General features: G+C 67.3%; 19 protein-coding genes. 7 read left to right on the top strand and 12 right to left on the bottom strand.

The window, feature by feature from the left end:
- The first annotated feature begins 185 nt into the window (after window positions 1-185).
- Genes F1735_RS29890 through F1735_RS29900 form a run of 3 tightly spaced genes read left to right on the top strand, consistent with a single transcriptional unit; the run spans window position 186 to window position 1,630 of the window.
- Complete coding sequence (locus F1735_RS29890; protein WP_167240313.1) at window positions 186-734, top strand: hypothetical protein; 549 nt, start codon at window positions 186-188, stop codon at window positions 732-734.
- A gap of 33 nt (window positions 735-767) precedes the next feature.
- Window positions 768-1,202 carry a hypothetical protein gene (locus F1735_RS29895; protein WP_167240314.1) on the top strand — a complete coding sequence of 145 codons (435 nt, stop codon included), beginning with the start codon at window positions 768-770 and terminating at the stop codon, window positions 1,200-1,202.
- Entirely contained in the window at window positions 1,199-1,630 is a 432-nt protein-coding gene (locus F1735_RS29900; protein ID WP_167240315.1) for a hypothetical protein, read from the top strand. The genes F1735_RS29895 and F1735_RS29900 overlap by 4 nt, the downstream gene beginning before the upstream one ends.
- A 32-nt stretch (window positions 1,631-1,662) precedes the next feature.
- On the opposite strand, the gene F1735_RS29905 is transcribed toward F1735_RS29900, so the two are convergent.
- The 4 genes from F1735_RS29905 to F1735_RS29920 all read right to left on the bottom strand — a co-directional run bounded on the left by F1735_RS29905 (window position 1,663) and on the right by F1735_RS29920 (window position 3,772).
- A complete protein-coding gene (locus F1735_RS29905) occupies window positions 1,663-1,953 on the bottom strand; it encodes a hypothetical protein (protein WP_167240316.1) in 291 nt (96 codons plus the stop codon).
- Between the two features lie 46 nt (window positions 1,954-1,999).
- Window positions 2,000-2,293 (bottom strand): pentapeptide MXKDX repeat protein, encoded by a 294-nt coding sequence (locus F1735_RS29910; protein ID WP_167240317.1) that lies wholly within the window; start codon window positions 2,291-2,293, stop codon window positions 2,000-2,002.
- 74 nt (window positions 2,294-2,367) lie between these two features.
- Window positions 2,368-3,150 (bottom strand): molybdopterin-dependent oxidoreductase, encoded by a 783-nt coding sequence (locus tag F1735_RS29915; protein ID WP_167240318.1) that lies wholly within the window; start codon window positions 3,148-3,150, stop codon window positions 2,368-2,370.
- A 25-nt stretch (window positions 3,151-3,175) separates the two neighbouring features.
- The gene (locus F1735_RS29920; protein ID WP_167240319.1) at window positions 3,176-3,772 is read right to left on the bottom strand and encodes a cytochrome b/b6 domain-containing protein; all 597 of its coding nucleotides are present in this window, start codon (window positions 3,770-3,772) and stop codon (window positions 3,176-3,178) included.
- Window positions 3,773-4,012: 240 nt separating this feature from the next.
- Here F1735_RS29920 and F1735_RS29925 point away from each other — a divergent pair, with 240 nt between their 5' ends.
- From F1735_RS29925 to F1735_RS29935, 3 genes are all read left to right on the top strand, one after another.
- Window positions 4,013-4,585, top strand: coding sequence for a sigma-70 family RNA polymerase sigma factor (locus F1735_RS29925; protein WP_167240320.1), 573 nt, complete (start codon window positions 4,013-4,015; stop codon window positions 4,583-4,585).
- A complete protein-coding gene (locus F1735_RS29930; protein WP_167240321.1) occupies window positions 4,582-5,223 on the top strand; it encodes an NrsF family protein in 642 nt (213 codons plus the stop codon). Before F1735_RS29925 ends, F1735_RS29930 begins: the two co-directional genes overlap by 4 nt.
- Before the next feature lie 173 nt (window positions 5,224-5,396).
- Complete coding sequence (locus tag F1735_RS29935) at window positions 5,397-6,758, top strand: sigma-54-dependent transcriptional regulator (RefSeq protein ID WP_167240322.1); 1,362 nt, start codon at window positions 5,397-5,399, stop codon at window positions 6,756-6,758.
- Window positions 6,759-6,762: 4 nt separating this feature from the next.
- Here F1735_RS29935 and F1735_RS29940 read toward each other — a convergent pair whose 3' ends face one another.
- The 8 genes from F1735_RS29940 to F1735_RS29975 all read right to left on the bottom strand — a co-directional run bounded on the left by F1735_RS29940 (window position 6,763) and on the right by F1735_RS29975 (window position 14,714).
- On the bottom strand, window positions 6,763-7,491 hold the full coding sequence (locus tag F1735_RS29940) for an amidohydrolase family protein (RefSeq protein WP_166886510.1): 729 nt from the start codon (window positions 7,489-7,491) through the stop codon (window positions 6,763-6,765).
- Entirely contained in the window at window positions 7,488-8,123 is a 636-nt protein-coding gene (locus F1735_RS29945) for a hypothetical protein (protein WP_167240323.1), read from the bottom strand. The genes F1735_RS29940 and F1735_RS29945 overlap by 4 nt, the downstream gene beginning before the upstream one ends.
- A gap of 46 nt (window positions 8,124-8,169) precedes the next feature.
- Window positions 8,170-8,790, bottom strand: a complete 621-nt coding sequence (locus F1735_RS29950; protein WP_167240324.1) for a GIY-YIG nuclease family protein — start codon at window positions 8,788-8,790, stop codon at window positions 8,170-8,172.
- Window positions 8,774-9,847, bottom strand: coding sequence for an aminotransferase class I/II-fold pyridoxal phosphate-dependent enzyme (locus F1735_RS29955; protein ID WP_167240325.1), 1,074 nt, complete (start codon window positions 9,845-9,847; stop codon window positions 8,774-8,776). The genes F1735_RS29950 and F1735_RS29955 overlap by 17 nt, the downstream gene beginning before the upstream one ends.
- Before the next feature lie 3 nt (window positions 9,848-9,850).
- Entirely contained in the window at window positions 9,851-11,959 is a 2,109-nt protein-coding gene (locus F1735_RS29960) for a carboxypeptidase-like regulatory domain-containing protein (protein ID WP_167240326.1), read from the bottom strand.
- Between the two features lie 10 nt (window positions 11,960-11,969).
- A complete protein-coding gene (locus F1735_RS29965; protein WP_167240327.1) occupies window positions 11,970-13,289 on the bottom strand; it encodes a hypothetical protein in 1,320 nt (439 codons plus the stop codon).
- A gap of 5 nt (window positions 13,290-13,294) precedes the next feature.
- A complete protein-coding gene (locus F1735_RS37585; RefSeq protein WP_167240328.1) occupies window positions 13,295-14,011 on the bottom strand; it encodes a hypothetical protein in 717 nt (238 codons plus the stop codon).
- Window positions 14,012-14,108: 97 nt separating this feature from the next.
- On the bottom strand, window positions 14,109-14,714 hold the full coding sequence (locus F1735_RS29975; protein WP_167240329.1) for a hypothetical protein: 606 nt from the start codon (window positions 14,712-14,714) through the stop codon (window positions 14,109-14,111).
- 222 nt (window positions 14,715-14,936) lie between these two features.
- On the opposite strand from F1735_RS29975, the gene F1735_RS29980 reads away from it, so the two are divergent.
- On the top strand, window positions 14,937-15,317 hold the full coding sequence (locus F1735_RS29980) for a hypothetical protein (protein WP_167240330.1): 381 nt from the start codon (window positions 14,937-14,939) through the stop codon (window positions 15,315-15,317).
- The last annotated feature ends 97 nt before the right edge of the window (window positions 15,318-15,414 follow it).

Below are 15,414 nucleotides of genomic sequence, written 5' to 3' on the forward strand. Positions count from 1 at the left end.
GACGACGGTACACCTCAATCCCGAAAAAAGTGTCACGGAAGCCGTCACCAAAAAGGAGAAAAATCAAGCACTCAAAAAAGCAGCGTAAAAATCGTATTTAGGCGACAACTAGCTTGCAAATTTCCGCTTTTCATTCCGTGCCGCCCTGTCGAGTACCTGAAGGCGCACCGCCCGTCCGGATCATCATGCCATACACCCGCCTTTTCATCGCGCCCTTGCTGCTGGCGGTCCTGTCGGCCTGCAGCACGTACGTGCCGCCGCCAAGCAAGCCGACCGCGACCCTGGTCATGTACATGGAAAACGCAACCCCCACCCCGCGCATGCGCATCGGCAGGGCCGTCGCTTTCGAGGATCAGGAATGCGGCGCCCCGCGCACCAGCCACGTCATCAACAGCGCCATTTCCATGGAGGATGTCGATGAAATACCGCGCAAGCAGATTGCAGCGGAGCAGGAATTCACCTTCGCCATCGAAGCCTCGCACGTTCTGTGGGGCGGCAATTCGGGCTGTTCCGTCACCGCCACCTTCACGCCCAAGGCGGGCCAGACCTACGACGCCCGCATGTACACTCGCGGCAACTCGCAACGTTGCGAGATGATTATCGTGGACCAGGACAACCACGAGGTCCCGTCCACCAGGCCGGCGTATTCCTGCTTGCCTGGGATGAACGGCATTAACAAAAATGGCCAGGGCTGGTACAAGGCGATCAGCGTCTCGGTCACCATTGTCAGGTAAGGCATGCGCAGCGCGACATACCGAAAGTTCATCATGCAACTCATCAAACCGCTTTCTCTCGTCCTGCTCCTGACGCTGGCCGCCTGCAGCGACTACCGCGAGCGCACCTGGCTCACGTATCAGGGCCGGGATGCCGGCGGCTACGAGGAAGAAGCGGGGCCCGGCAAGCTCATCAAGGTCAGCTATACCGGCCCGTTGGGAGTGAACGTGTATATGGCCGCCAACTCGGTACTCTACAGAAGCGCCGAAATCACCCAGCGCGAAGGAAAAGCCTATTTCGCGCTGTACAACGACTTGCCCTCGGCGCTGAAAGACCGGCGCAGCGAGAAAGCCATCTATTCAACCGTGGGAGGCCGGGCCTTTTCCTACGCCTACATCGTACCCTTCCAGGACAATGCACCGGGCCTGCTGTCGGCTGCGGAAGTCATCGCGCGGCTCGAAATCAAGGTCAAAGGCAAGCCGCGATGACGCCCGCATCCGTCCTGATGAAGTGGAGCGTTATCCTGGCCATGCTGGGCGCGGTGGGCTGCGGCGAAGCCCCGCTCTACCATCCGGCCCCCATGCTGGCCGATGCCTCGGCGCTGGTGGACGTCTCCGGCACGATCGTCAAATGGATTTGCGCCAAGGGCGAGCGGCACCGCCTGGTGGGCGACGCCAACGGAAATGCGCCGATCCCCGCCGGCGCGCGCGTGACCGTCGGCGCCTATTACAATCAAGACAGACTGAGATGCCTGGCAGCGGCAAGCTTCATCCCCCAAGCCGGACAACGCTACCGCATCGACCTGCAAATTGCCGCCGAACATTGCACCCCCACGATCTACATCGACGATCCCGGCACCGTCATCGGCGTACGGCTTGCGCGCGGCGTGCAGCCAGCACGCGGCTGCGATCTCTGAGCTGCGGCCTTGCTCCAGGCAAGAAGCCCGATTCAAGCAAACACATCGATGCGGCCGCCCGCCGCCACGCTGGCAAGCGGTGCATTCGTGGTGGTGTTGGCGCCATCGGCCTGCGCGATGCGCTGCTGCACCTGCGTAATGCGCGCAGCGATGGCTTCAATGTCGGACTTGCCTTTGGGCGTGTCGGCGCTGGCGCAGTTGACGCAGTCGGATAACTGCTGCTGGTAGCGCTGCAATTGCGCTTGCAGGGCGACCGGCGACGCTTTCGCAGCGCCATAGGAAACTGCGGCACTGCTGCTGGCAATGGCGATGGCTTGGACCATGCGATCTCCCGATGAAAACGCCCGGCGCCGAGGCCGGGCAGGTCGATTACTTCTTCATGTCATCCTTAGCCATGGCATCTTTTTTCATCTCGTCCTTGGCCATCGCATCTTTCTTCATGCCGTCTTTTTTCATCGCATCCTTGCCCATCGCATCTTTCTTCATACCGTCCTTGGCCATGCTGTCCTTGTGCATGCCATCCTTGGCCATGTGATCCTTCTGCATGGCTGGCTTGTGCATCCCATCCTTGGCCATCTCATCCTTCTTCATGGCGTCCTGGGCGAACACGGCGCCGGACAGGGTCAGGGAAACGGCGATCAGGGCGGTGGTGATGTTCTTCATGGTAAATCCTTCAGAGTGAGTGAAACAAGAAAAATACTGCTTGCGGGCGGTCCGGGACAGCGATCGATGCTCGGTCAACTGCCGCCAAACCAGTTATACCCCTGGTTTTCCCAGTAGCCGCCAGGGTGGGTATTGGTGACGACAATGGCTTGCACGTGTTTGGGATTCTTGTAGCCGAGCTTGGTCGGCATGCGCAGCTTCATTGGAAAACCGTAGCGCGGCGGCAAAGGCTGGTCGTCATAGGTGAGCGCCATCAGCGTTTGCGGATGCAGGGCCGTGGCCATGTCGATGCTCGTAAAATAGTCGTCGGCGCAGTGAAATCCCACGTATTTCGCGCTCAGGTCGGCGCCCACGTGACGCAGGAAGTGTCCGAACGACACCCCGCCCCATTTGCCGATGGCGCTCCAGCCTTCCACGCAGATATGGCGCGTGATCTGGTCCTGCTGCGGCAGCGCACGCAGGCGGGCCAGTGTCCACGGCTTGCGCTCGGCCACCATGCCGCTCAGCTCCAGGCGCCAGGCGTCGCCATCGACCTCGCGCACCTGTTCCTCGCCGTAAAAGGCATTGAATGGAAACGGCCGCGTGATCATGCTGGCCGGATAAGTGGGCGCCAGGCGCGCCGGATCGAACAGCAGGCCCTGCACACGGTCGTTCCAGCGCGACACGCCGGCCAGTGCCTGCTCGATGCTGTCCTGATCGCTGGTGGAGCAGCCGGTCAGCAGGCTCAGGCCGCCCAGTGTCAGGCTGCGCTGCAGGAAGGCCCGGCGCGAAGGCTGGGCGATGCGCTTGACGGCGTCGGCCAGCATGGCGGCGCCCTCGGCGGGCATGGCGATGGCGCGTGGTGTGAACAGTGTCATGACGGGTTTTTCCGATCCTCGATAGTTAGCGGCCACGCAGCATGGCCAGCAGCGTGCGCGGCACCAGCGCCACCATCGCCACATGCACGACGATGAAGCCGCACAGGCCGGCCATCGCGAAAAAATGGACCTGGCGCGCGCCTTCGTAGCCGCCCGTCAGCATGCGCAGCAGGGGGAACTGCACCGATTTCCAGAGCACCAGCCCGGACAGCACCAGCACGATGCTGTCGAGCATGACGAACAGGTAGGCCAGCCGCTGCACACTGTTGTAGCGGCGTGGATCGGCATGGGCCAGCTTGCCTTTCAGCGCTGCGCCCATATCGCGCAGCAACTGGCGCGGCGACACAGGAAAGAACTGGCGCCGCAGCCTGCCCGACACCAGGTTAAGCAGCAGATACAGGATGCCGTTGGCCAGCAGCAGCCACATCGCGGCGAAATGCCATGCCAGCGCGCCGCCCAGCCAGCCGCCCAGGGTGATGTGCGCGGGAACCGAAAAGCCCAGAAAAGCGGTCGCGTTATAGATGCGCCAGCCGCTCGTCACCAGCAGCAGCACGGCCACCGCATTGAGCCAGTGCGTCAGGCGCAGCCAGAGCGGATGGATGATGCGCGCATCGGCACTCATGGCGCACTCCGCGCGGCGCCGGGCAAGGCCCTTTTGACTTGCGCGCAATAAGCGGCATATGATGCCGGCGCGGCAGCGGGTGCGGTCGACACGGTCGTGATGGGAAACGGTTGCATGGGATTTGCCTGTGATGAATGACTCTGACAGGTAATTCGAAGCAAGACCGGCATTGGTTACAGTTCAGCAAAAAAATTTTTGCGAACTGCTTTTATTTATCAAACGCTGTTACTGAAGGCACCGATGGAACGAATACCTGAGGTAAGCGTGTTGCACAGGACCGAGTTACGCTTGCATGCGCTGTTCTTGCAGGGGCTCGACGGCGACAGCGTGGCCTACCGCGCCTTTTTGCAGGCGACCGCCTCGCATCTGCGCGCGTTCCTGCGGCGCCGCCTGGGCGCCTGGCCGGATGAAGTGGAAGACCTGGTGCAGGAATCGCTGCTGGCGATCCACAACCAGCGCTTGAGTTACGATACCGCGGCGCCACTGACGGCATGGATGGTGGCGATCGCCAGGTACAAGCTGATCGACTGGCTGCGCCGCCATGCGCGGCGCGACGCGATGAACCAGCCCTTGCCCGACGAAGACGCCTTCTTTTCCAGCGCCGACGCCGATGCGGGAGAAGCGCGGCGCGACCTGGGCAAGCTGCTGGCCAGCCTGCCCGGCAAGCAGCGCGAAGCGATCATCTACACCAAGCTCGACGGCTTGTCGGTGCGCGAAGCCGCCGCCGCCTTGCAAATGACCGAAGCGGCGGTCAAGGTAGCTGTCCACCGCGGCTTGAAAACCCTGGCAACCCTCTTCAAGGATGCGCTATGAACACCGATGACTTGATTGGCATGCTCTCCAGCGGCCCCGATGTACGCGTGCAGCGCCCGTCCGCGCGGGTCACCCTCCTGCCCCTGGCGGCGGCCTTGCTGGTCAGCAGCATCATCGTGCTGGCCGGGCTCGGCTTGCGCGCCGATCTGGCCCAGGCGGCCAGCTTGCCGCCTTTCTGGATCAAGCTGGGCTTCTCCGTGGCGCTGGCGGCGGCCGGCGCGCTGGCGCTCAAGCGCCTGTCGACCCCGGGCGCGCGCAGCGCCGCGCCGGCGTTCCTGTTGAGCGCACCGGTGCTGCTGATCTGGTGCTTGGGTGCAACGACTCTGTGGCAAGCCGCGCCCGAGTTGCGCGCCGAGCTGTTCTGGGGCCGCACCTGGCGCACCTGCCCTTTGCTGATCGCGCTCATTTCCCTGCCGCTGTTCGGCGCCGCGCTGCACTTGGTGCGCGGCCTGGCGCCGACCCGCTTGCGCCTGGCGGGCGCGGCGGCAGGATTCGGGGCGGGAGCGGCGGCGGCCGCCGTGTATTGCCTGCATTGCCCGGAAGCAAGCGCAGCCTTTGTGGGCGTCTGGTACCTGTCAGGCATGTTGGTGCCGGCCATGCTGGGGGCACTGATCGGCCCGCGCGTGCTAGCCTGGTAGTTTGCATTTTCCATGCCATGTTGCGAACTTCTGCGCAACAAAATGGGTATTGAGCCAGATCAAAGTTTGTGCAGAAAGAAGCACGTATAGTTGTTTATAGCAAGCGGGGCTCAACCAAGCTTTGAGCCTTGTCAAACACTGTGCAACTTTCTTTGACCGGGAGAACGACGCGCATGCAAGCCCGACTGCCTCTCCCGCTCTGGATTCACGCCTTCGAACACGTCAGCGCCGCCCTGTGCGCCAAGGTGGCGGCGGCGCTGGAACAGGCCGGCTTGCAGCTCGATCCCGGCGGCCCGCGCGCATCCGGCTTCGGCCTGGCCCTGCTCGACGGCATCGATGCCGCCGTGCTCGAGCGGGTGCGCAGCCTGGCCGCCGGCGCCAGCGTGCTGGCCATCGCCGTCGGCGCGCGCGCCCCGGCCACGGCCGACATGTGGGCGTTGCTCGAGGCCGGCGCTTTCGACGTGCTCAACTGGACCGACGCCAGCGACGCCGCCGCCCGCGTGCGGGCCCGGCTCGAGCGCCGCGACGCCCTGCAACGCCTGGCCGACTCGCCCGAGGTGCGCACCACCCTGGTCGGCGCCAGTCCGGCCTGGCGCGCGCTGGTGCACAGCGTGGTCGAAGTGGCGGCCTTCACCGAGTCGCCGGTCCTGGTCACCGGCGAGACCGGCACCGGCAAGGACCAGGTCGCCCAACTGATCCACCGCCTGGGCGGGCGCGGCGAACTGGTCGTGCTCGACTGCACCACGCTCACGCCCGAACTGGCCGGCAGCGAACTGTTCGGCCATGAACGCGGCGCCTTCACGGGAGCGGCCAATGCGCGCGACGGCGCTTTTGCGCTGGCCGATGGCGGCGTGCTGTTCCTCGACGAAGTGGGCGAGCTGCCCTTGCCGCTCCAGGCGCAACTGTTGCGCGTGCTGCAAGAGCATACGTACAAGCGGGTTGGCAGCAACACCTGGCAGCGCTCGCGCTTCCGGGTGGTGTGCGCCACCAACCGCAGCCTGGAAGAGGAGGTGGCGAACGGGCGCTTCCGGGCCGACCTGTTCCACCGCATCGCCGCCTGGCGCTGCCGCACCCCGCCCCTGCGCGAACGCAGCGACGACGTGCTGCCGCTGGCGCAGCACTTCCTGGCGCTGCTGGCCGGCCCCGGCGCGGCCTGCGAATTCGACGACGCCGTGCGCGAATACCTGCTGCTGCGCGAGTACCCCGGCAATGTGCGCGAACTGCGCCAGACCGTGGCGCGCCTGTGGTGCCGCCACAGCGGCCCCGGGCCGATCACCATCGGCGACCTGGCGCCCGACGAGCGGCCCGCGCGCGGCGTCCCCGCCAGCTGGCCCGACGTGCGCTTCGAAAGTGCGATCCGCGCCGCGATCGACCTGCGCATCGGCCTGGCGCGCATCAGCCAGGCCGCGGCCGACATCGCGATCCAGCTGGTGCTGGAACAGGAAGGCGACAACAACCAGCGCGCCGCCCTGCGCCTGGGCGTGACCGACCGCGCGCTGCAGATCAGGCGCAAGGCCTGGGCCGAGGCACACTGATGCGTCACTGACGCCCGATCAGGCGCAGCAGATTCTGCCCCAGCACCAGCGCCTCGTCGTCCGGCGCCAGGCCGAGCATGCCGATCTTGGCCAGTTCCACGCCCGGATGCAGCCACGGGCCGTCGGAGCCGAACAGCAGCTTGTGCGCGCCGGCGCGGCGCACCGCCATCTCCAGCAGGTCGAAACGGCGCACGCCGGCGCTGTCGGCGTAGATATTGCGGTGGCGCGCCAAATGATCGACCAGCGCCAGCTGCGCGCTCCAGTCGTCGGCAAAGCTGCCCAGGTGCGGCAGGATGAAGTTCACGTCGGGGAACTGGCTGGCCAGCAGTTCGGCCACCGCCACCTCGCCGGTCACGTCGTACAGCACCGGCAGGCGAAAGAAGCGCGCCGTTTCGCACACCTCGCGCGAGATGCGCGCGTCGTGCCGGTGCAGCTTGATGCCCACGAAACCGTACTCCTCGACGGCCACCCGCACCAGCGCGCGCACCCGCCCGCGGTCGCGCTGCGCGTGTACGAACGCGAAGCCGTAGAAGCGGCCCGGATCGGCCGCCACGATGCGCGCCACGCTGCGGTTGGCCTGCGCGTAGTCGGAGTGAAACGCGGCCAGCAGCACCGTGCGCGCGATGCCGGCCCGGCGCGCCCGCGCCAGGTAGCGTTCGAGGCCGGCGTCGCTGTCCCACGGCCCCGAAAAGCCGTCGCCCTCGCCCGCATGGCAGTGGCAGTCGATGATCATAGGTCGAGCACGATCTGGCCGCGCCCCTGGCGGCGCCAGGTGCCGCTGTCGGCGCCACTGGCGCCGCCGGCCAGTCCCGGCTGGCGCATGCGCGGCAGGTGGCAGCGCAGCGCCGCATCGACCGCGTCGCGCGCGGCGCGCTGCGGGTCCATGCCCGGCCCCGCCATGCCGGCCTGCTGCGCGGCGGTGCCGGCGATGCGCACGAAGCGGCGCGCCATTTCCAGCTCGCGCTCTTCGCCGTCGAGGCCCGCCGTTTCCATCTCCAGCGCCTTGGCCAGGGCGCCACCGAGCGCGCCGCCGAGCGCCGTTCCCACGCCCGGAATCGGAATGAAGGAGCCCAGCGCGCTGCCCACGAACGGCAGCGCGGTCTTGGCCAGGCCTTTGAGCACGCCGCCGAGCGGCTTGGCGACCTTGCCGATGAAGGAACCGACCTTTTTCACGCCCTTCCAGATCCCCTTGAACATCTTGCCGAGGAACTGCTCGAGTTCTTCCTCGCTGGCGACCGACATCAATTCCATCGCCAGCGCGATTTCTTCCTGCTCCCCGAAGGGTCCCGGCGCTTCGAATTCGAGCACTTCCAGTTCGCCGGCCGCCTGGCGGCATTTGGCGCAACCACATCCTGATTCTTGCATGACGATCTCCTTCGGTTGATGAAGCGTTTGCATACGTTAAAGTAAGTCAGCCCCAGAACTCGCCGAGCAACTCGGCCTCCAGTTCCTTGCGCTGGTTGGTCAGCACGCCCGGCGCATCGCCGGGTTTGCGCGGTTTGACACCCATCTGCGCATGCAGGTCCTGTTCGGTCTTGCGCCGCGCGGCCGCCGACGGCGCCGGCGCCACGAACACCCGATGCTTGCCCACGTCGAGGCCGAGCATGGTGGCGCACAGCAGATGCTGGCGCAGGCGGCGTCCCACGTTGTCGCTCTGGCCGCTGTAGGCACGCTTGCCGGCCGGGCCATCGAACTCGATCAGGTACAGTCCCGCCAGGTTCGCTCCCACCTTCGCCACCGCGTCGCGCAGCGGACCGTAGGATGTGTAGCTTGGCGCGGCCGCCATCTTGGCCAGGGCGGGCGCGATGCTGGTGGGCTGTTCGTCCTGCGGTTCGTCATCCTCGATGGCGTATGGAGCCGGTTCCGGCCACGGCGCCAGCACCGGATAGCGCCAGCCGCCCCAGGCCGGCCAGCGCGGCGCGCGCGGCCAGGTACGGCCCGGCGACGGCCGTGGCGCGCGCGCCGGCGCACTACGGCGGCCACCGCGCTCCTGTTCCATTTCGAATTCCATCACCTCAAATTCCGTATTCATATTCCCTCCTTGTATGCCTGGCCGTCGTCGCCTGCGCGCGCAGGCAGGCCGCCAGCAGCGCCAGTGCGCGTTCGATGTCGTCCGGCGCGTGGCGCGCCGTGACGATGAAACTGAGCGTGGCCCGCGCACCCGCGCGCTGCAGCACCGCATCGACGCCGGCGCGGCGCAGGCAGGCGTGCAGCGCATCGGCATCGATATCGCGCCGCAGCGCCAGCGTCTGGACCGGAAACGCACTCGCATGCAGCGCAATGCCATGCCTGGCCGCCCCAAGGCGCCACTGGTCCACGCGCCGCCACAGGCGCGAGCGCAACTGGTCGCCGTGCGTGCGGTTGAGGCGCAGCGCCGCCAGCGCGGCCCGGATCGCCGCCACCGACGGCGGACTCGAATGCACGCGGGCCTGGCTCGATTGCCCGAAGCGGCGCACCAGCTCCGTGCTGGCGCACAGCACCGCCAGCGGCGCGCCGAACGCTTTCGAGAGCGAACTGCCGACCACCACGTGCGGTCCTTGCACGCCGTGCCGGCGCAGCGAACCGCCGCCGCCGGCGCCGAACAGGCCGACCACCTGGGTGTCGTCGAGCACCAGCCAGCCACCCGCCTCGCGCATCAACGCCGCGTAGGCGGCCAGCGGCGCTGGCCCGGGCGCGCCGGGCGAATAGCCGTCGGCCAAAATCAATGGGCGCCGTCCCTGCTTGCGCGCGCTGTGCGCCAGCTTGCGCGCGCCGTCCACATCGGCCGGCGCGAACACCGTCAGCGGCGTGCCGCGCGCGGCCGCCCGTTCGGCGCCGGTGCGCGCGACCGGATAGCTGGCGCCATCGACCAGGATCGCCAGCGGTTCCCGCGCCAGCAGGTCGAACAGGTCGCAGAACAGGTGCAAGGTCGATGGCAGCAGGGTCGCCGCCTGGCAGCCGCACAGCAGCGCCAGCGCTTGCGCCAGCCGCGCGGCGCCGGGCGGCTCCATGCTGGCCGCCGGCCGCCCCAGGGTCAGCGCGTCCCAGCCGCCCAGGTCCGCGCTGGGATGGCGCATGCCGAGATACAGGGCGCTGGAAAAGTCGAGCATGGCCTACGCCATCCGCGCTTGCTGCTCCAGGCGGCGGCGCAGCAGGACCGAGGGCAAGGTGCCTTCCGCTTTCGGATCGCGCGCATCGACCGTCAGGTCGACCCCGGTGGCGGCGCGGTAGGCGTGGATGTAGCCCTGGATCTGCGGACGCCAGAAGCGCGCCCAGTTGAAGGCCTGGGTCGGCTCGTAGATATCGCTCCAGGCGCCGTAGCGCACCGACAGCAGCACCTGTTCGCCGAACATGGCCAGGCTGCGGAAGTGCATCACGCTGGTATCGGACCATCCCTTCAGCTTTTTCATGGCGTCGACCCGGTCCATCCACGGTTCGGGATAGGCGACCATGATGCGGGTCGGAAGGAACTCGCGGAACTCGGGCCGCGCCAGCATCCACTGCTGCATCAGCATTTCGATGCGCGCCGTCGATGGCAGGTCGCCGAACTGGTTGTGCGCGCCCTGCGACAGGATCAGATGCACCTCCTTGAGGCCATTGAGCACCGGGAAGGCGTCGGCCTTGACGGTGGTGTCGTCGTCCTGGCGATAGAAGGCGGTGCACAGGCGCAGCAGGTAGTGAAACGCTTCGAGGAATTTCGAGCGCGTGTCGGCCGGGCGGAAATGCTGGACTGCCTTGCCGTCGAGCCGCACGCCGTAATGGTGGTCGTACTCGTAATTGCGCCGCACCACGGTGAGGCGATGCTGTTCATCCTGCGTGTAACCCCAGATCAGGTTGTTCAGGGGGCGCAGCGGGTCGATTTCGAGATTCGCCAGCGGGTCGTCGCGGCCCGGCGCGCGCAGGTTCTGGAAGCGCTGGGTGATCGCGTTCATGGTCTGCACCAGCATGCCCTCTTCGTGCCAGTAGGACCAGATCAGCTCCAGCAGGCAGGGATTGGCCAGCTTTTGCTGGACGATGCCGAAGCACATATCGGCTTCGCCCTCGATCCCGCGCAGCAGGTGGATCGGCACGTCGGGCAGCTTGCGCCGGATGATCGCCAGGTACGGCAGCACCTTGGTGCCGTCCACCGTGGTTTCGAGGTAGTCGGCGTTGAAGGTGGTTTCCAGGTCGCGCGTGGCCGGAATATCGCGCCGGTCGAGGTAGGCCTGGTCTTCGACGGGATTGAACATGTTCGGTTGGCTCAGGACCCCGCAGTTGACCATCACGAACGCTTCGGTCGCCACCTTGAGCACGCGGTAGGCTTCCGAATCGTTGAAGGGCAGCGCGCGGCGCTGGCGCAACTGCTCGAACAGCTGGCTTTTTGCGTCGAAGGCGGCAGTACGGTTGGCCGGGGTGCAGAACAGCGCATCCATGAAGTTCAGGTAATTCGTAAACGACATCGCATCGGTGCTGTTGCGGATCAGGGTCCACAGCGGCAGGTCGTCGGTCGGCTCGGTCTCGGTGCGCGTCATCGACACGCCGATATTGCCCGAGATCGGGCTCGGCGTGCGCTCGTCGGCAACAAAGCCCTGGCGGATGCCGATCGTGGCCGGCGCGCCCACTGGCGCCAGGTTGATGCCGGGCGCCAGCGCGGCCGCCGGGGGCCTGCGTTCGAACGCCAGCACCGCCTCGAACTGCTGCGGCCCGGCGTGGCGCACCACGCGCGAGAGCACGTACGGATCGTCCTCGCGTGCGGTCCATCCGGGCGTGGGCAGCACCCGCACATGCGGCTTGAGGTCGGACTGGTTGCCGGAAAAATGGATCGTCGCCACCACCCGGTCGGCCACGCGCGCCACGCTGCAGGTATTGGCCTGGCAATCGACCGTTTGGTAACTCAGTTCGGCGCGCAGTTCCAGCGCCAGCTGGAAGCAGACCACGGCGCGGCAGCCGCCATCGACCTTCACGCAGCGCGGCTCGGTCAGCGGGTAGTGCTCGTAGACGACCACGTAGCTGCCTGGCGCCAGGTTGGCCACCGTAGCCTCGCCCGCGCTGCCGGTAACGGCGCTCGATTCCAGGGCGTCGCACGACGGCGTCCAGCGGGCCGCCTCGAAACTGTCGATGCCGGCCGGGTGGCGGTACACGCTGATGGCGCCATTCGACACCGGCGCGCCGGTCTGGGCCTCATGCACGGTCACCTCGAGCGACCCGCTACGGGCGTCCTTCAGATTGTTCTTGCTGCTCATGTCATTCTCCTCAATGGAAAGTCAAAGGTGCCCGGGCAGGCGCCGGCGCTCGCGCGTCCAGCGAGGCGCACAGGAAGCTCGTGTCGAGCGTGCTGCGCAGCGCCCAGTGCGTCAGCAGTTTGGCCAGCAGGACGTTTTCGTCTTCCGGCCCGACCAGGCCATCGGCGCGCGCCTGGCCCAGCACCGCGAACACCAGCGATGGCGCGGCGCGGTACATCTGCGCGGGCGCGTTCTCCCAGCGCCGGTACAGCGATAACAGGGCGGCCGGCTGGCGCGACGCCACGTCGAGCACCTCGGGCAGGGTCTTGCCGCGCAGTGCGGGGGGCCGGTGCCGGATCAGCAGCCGCACGAACGCCGGCATGCAGCGCCGCAGCCGCGCCAAGAGATCGACCGTCTCCGGCGCCAGGGTCGCGCTCGGGTAGTAGTCGTGCCACACCGCGGCCAGGCGCTCCCATTGCGGATGCGGATACAGGGCCTGCCCCATCGCGCAACTGAGCATCACGCGGATCCACGGAATCGGATGCGGGTCGTCCGGGCTTAAGCGAAACACGAACACGCGCGGCAGGCTGACCACGCCGATCAGGCCCAGGGTCGAGACCACGCCGACCCGCGCCACCGACCAGAAGTCGGCCACGATCTCGGAGATCCAGCGTTCCCACCACTGCCACACCTCGCGCTGGTCGGCGTCGCTTTGCTGCATCGCCTGCAATTGCGGGCGCAGCGAATTGACCAGGTCGAGCAGGGCCGCGCCCTGGTGCCCGACCTCGTGGATGAGGGAGGAGGCGATGCCGCTGCCGATCATGCGTTCGCGCGGCACCCGCACCACCGCCACCGGGTTCTCGCCGCCGCCCGGCAGGCGGGTGCGCGCGCGCCGGATCGCCGCGCCCGGCCCCCGGTCCAGGTAGCAGACCACGGGCGGCAGGCGGTAGTAGTTGCCGGGCAGCGCCAGGGCGTCGGCCGCGACCGCGTCCAGGCCCGACAGCCACACCCCGTTTTCGTGCTCGCTGCGCTGGGTGATGACGTCGTTGAACAGGTCGAACTGGGTCAGGGTAGCGTTGAACTTCAGGCGCAGGAAGGTAAAGCGGCGCTGGGCCTCGGCCGCCGTGGCGCTCGCGCGCGCGCCGGCCAGCCAGTGCTGGAAGGCCGCCACCAGCGCCTGCAGCTCGCGCCGCCCCGTGACCAGGTAGCGCTCGAGCGCCGACTGGGCCGACGGCAGCAGCGCGGCGGCCGGCACCATGGGCTCGATCAGGGCAAAGGGGCGGACCCGCGCCAGCCTGGTTTGCAGGGAGCGCGCCTCCTGTTCGAGCAGCGACGCGGCATACGGGCTCATGACGGTCAGGCGCCGTAGATGACGATCTTGTTGCCCTGGCGGCTCCAGCGTCCGCTGGCGCCACGGCCCCCGCCCGCCGACACGCCGCCGCCCGCCGCCATGCCGCTGGCGCCCAGCCCTGCCCCGCCGCCGCAGCTGCCGCAGCCGCCCGAGGCGCCGCGTTTGAGCAGTCCTGGCGCATGCTGGCGCGCCGCCGCCATGGCCGCATTCTGGGCAATCGCGCGCGGGTCGCCCGAGCCGCTCGCCTGCGACGCCTTCTGCACCGTGTCGGCGGCCAGGCGCACGAACTGGCGCGCGCCTTCGTACTCGCGGTCTTCGCCGCTCATTTCACCTTCCAGGCCAAGCGCGCCGCCGGCCGCCGAGGCCAGGCCGCTGCCGATCTTGGCGCCCAGCGGGCCGCCGAAGTAGCCGCCGATGGCGCCGCCGGCCAGCGGCAGCGCTTTTTTGGCCACGCCTTTGAGCACGCCGCCGACGGCTTGCCCGATCGGCGAGCGGATCACGCGGCCGGCGGCCGAGCCGACCTTGCGGATGAAGTCGCCCAGGAACTGGTCGAGCTCCGCTTCGCTGTTCACGTTCAGCAGTTCCTGCGCGAATTCGGCTTCCTGCTGTTCGTTCAGGCTGGCCTCGCCACTCCACTCGCCCTGGCCGAATTCGAACTGTTCGCCCTCGAAGCTGGAGGTTTCCTGGCCATATTCCATGGTCGTGCGGTCGATGTCATGCATGATGCGCTCCTCTAGAAAAATGAAAGAACAAAGTAAAACAACAAGGTGAAACAACGAAGTGAAACAACACAGCGCCCGGATGGACCATCCGTCCGGATCAGCAATCGTGAAGAATCAGCCGGCCCGCCTGGCGGCTCCAGCGGCCCTGCGTGGCCGGGCGCGCATGCACATGCGGCAGCAAGCCCGGTGCGACCTGGCGCGCGGCGGCCTGCACGGCGGCGCGCGCGGAGCGCGGCGATGGGTGGCCATGCTCGCCCGCACGGCCGGCGTGGCGCGCGGCTTGGTCGGCCAGGCGCACCAGCTGGCGCGCCAGGATGAATTCCTTGTCCTCGGGGCTGAGGCCTTCGAGTTCGAGGCCGAACATGCGCGCACCGAGGTTGATGCTCACCGTTTTTGCGCTGGCGCCACGCGCAAGGCGGCGCTGCGGAGACAGGATCGGTTGCACGGCGCGCAGCAGTTCGGCGACCAGCAAGGGGCCCATGGGCGAGCGGGCCACGCGCGCGCCGAGCACGCCGGCGCCGGCGATGGCGCGGCTTAGCACGCGGCGCAGGTCGGCCGGTACGGCCGCTTCGAGCAGTTCGGCGGCCAGCGCCAGGTCGGCGCTGTCGTCCGAGAGCGGGCCGGCCTCGTCCTCCTGCGCGCGCGGCGCGGGATGGGTGAAGATGTCGAACACCGGACTGTATTCAAGCAAGCGACGGTTCACGGGCGGCCCCTTTCATCTGTGCCGGATGCGCGGGGAAGAAAGGTGATGCTGCCGCGCGTCCTGCTCTATCCATTGCAAGGGCTGTGCCAGCGTGCGTGAGGGGCAAACGGGCGATCTGGCAGCAGCGGCGGCGAAACGCGTTTCGTGAAAGCGGTATAGTGACGCCGGCACGGCGAAAAGCGTTTCGCGATCGCGCCGGCCTCCCACTGTGAAGGAGAAAGCATGCGTCAATGGATGTTTGCAATCGGCATGATGCTGGCCGCATCGGCAGTCTGCGCGGGCGAAGCGGCGGGTCAGGCTGGCCCAGCGCCGGTGGCGCAGCAGCAGCAGCAGCAGCAGCAGCAGCCGCAAGGTACGCACCCGCACATCGCGGCAGAACTGCTGGCGATGGTGGAGCGCGACCAGGAAGTGCGGCGGCGCCAGGACGCCGCACGCGATTCGGAATCGATCAGGGCCGAGATGATCGCGCTCGACGCGCAGCACGAGCCGAAGATCAAAGCCATCCTTGCCGACATCGGCTGGCCGGGCGTCAAGGCGGTGGGTGCGCAGGGCAACCAGGCCATGTGGCTGCTGGCGGAAATTTGCAAGCTAGTTGTCGCCTAAATACGATTTTTACGCTGCTTTTTTGAGTGCTTGATTTTTCTCCTTTTTGGTGACGGCTTCCGTGACACTTTTTTCGGGATTGAGGTGTACCGTCGTC

It is taken from the genome of Massilia genomosp. 1, assembly GCF_011682185.1.
In the GTDB taxonomy this organism is placed as follows: domain Bacteria; phylum Pseudomonadota; class Gammaproteobacteria; order Burkholderiales; family Burkholderiaceae_D; genus Telluria_A; species Telluria_A rubra.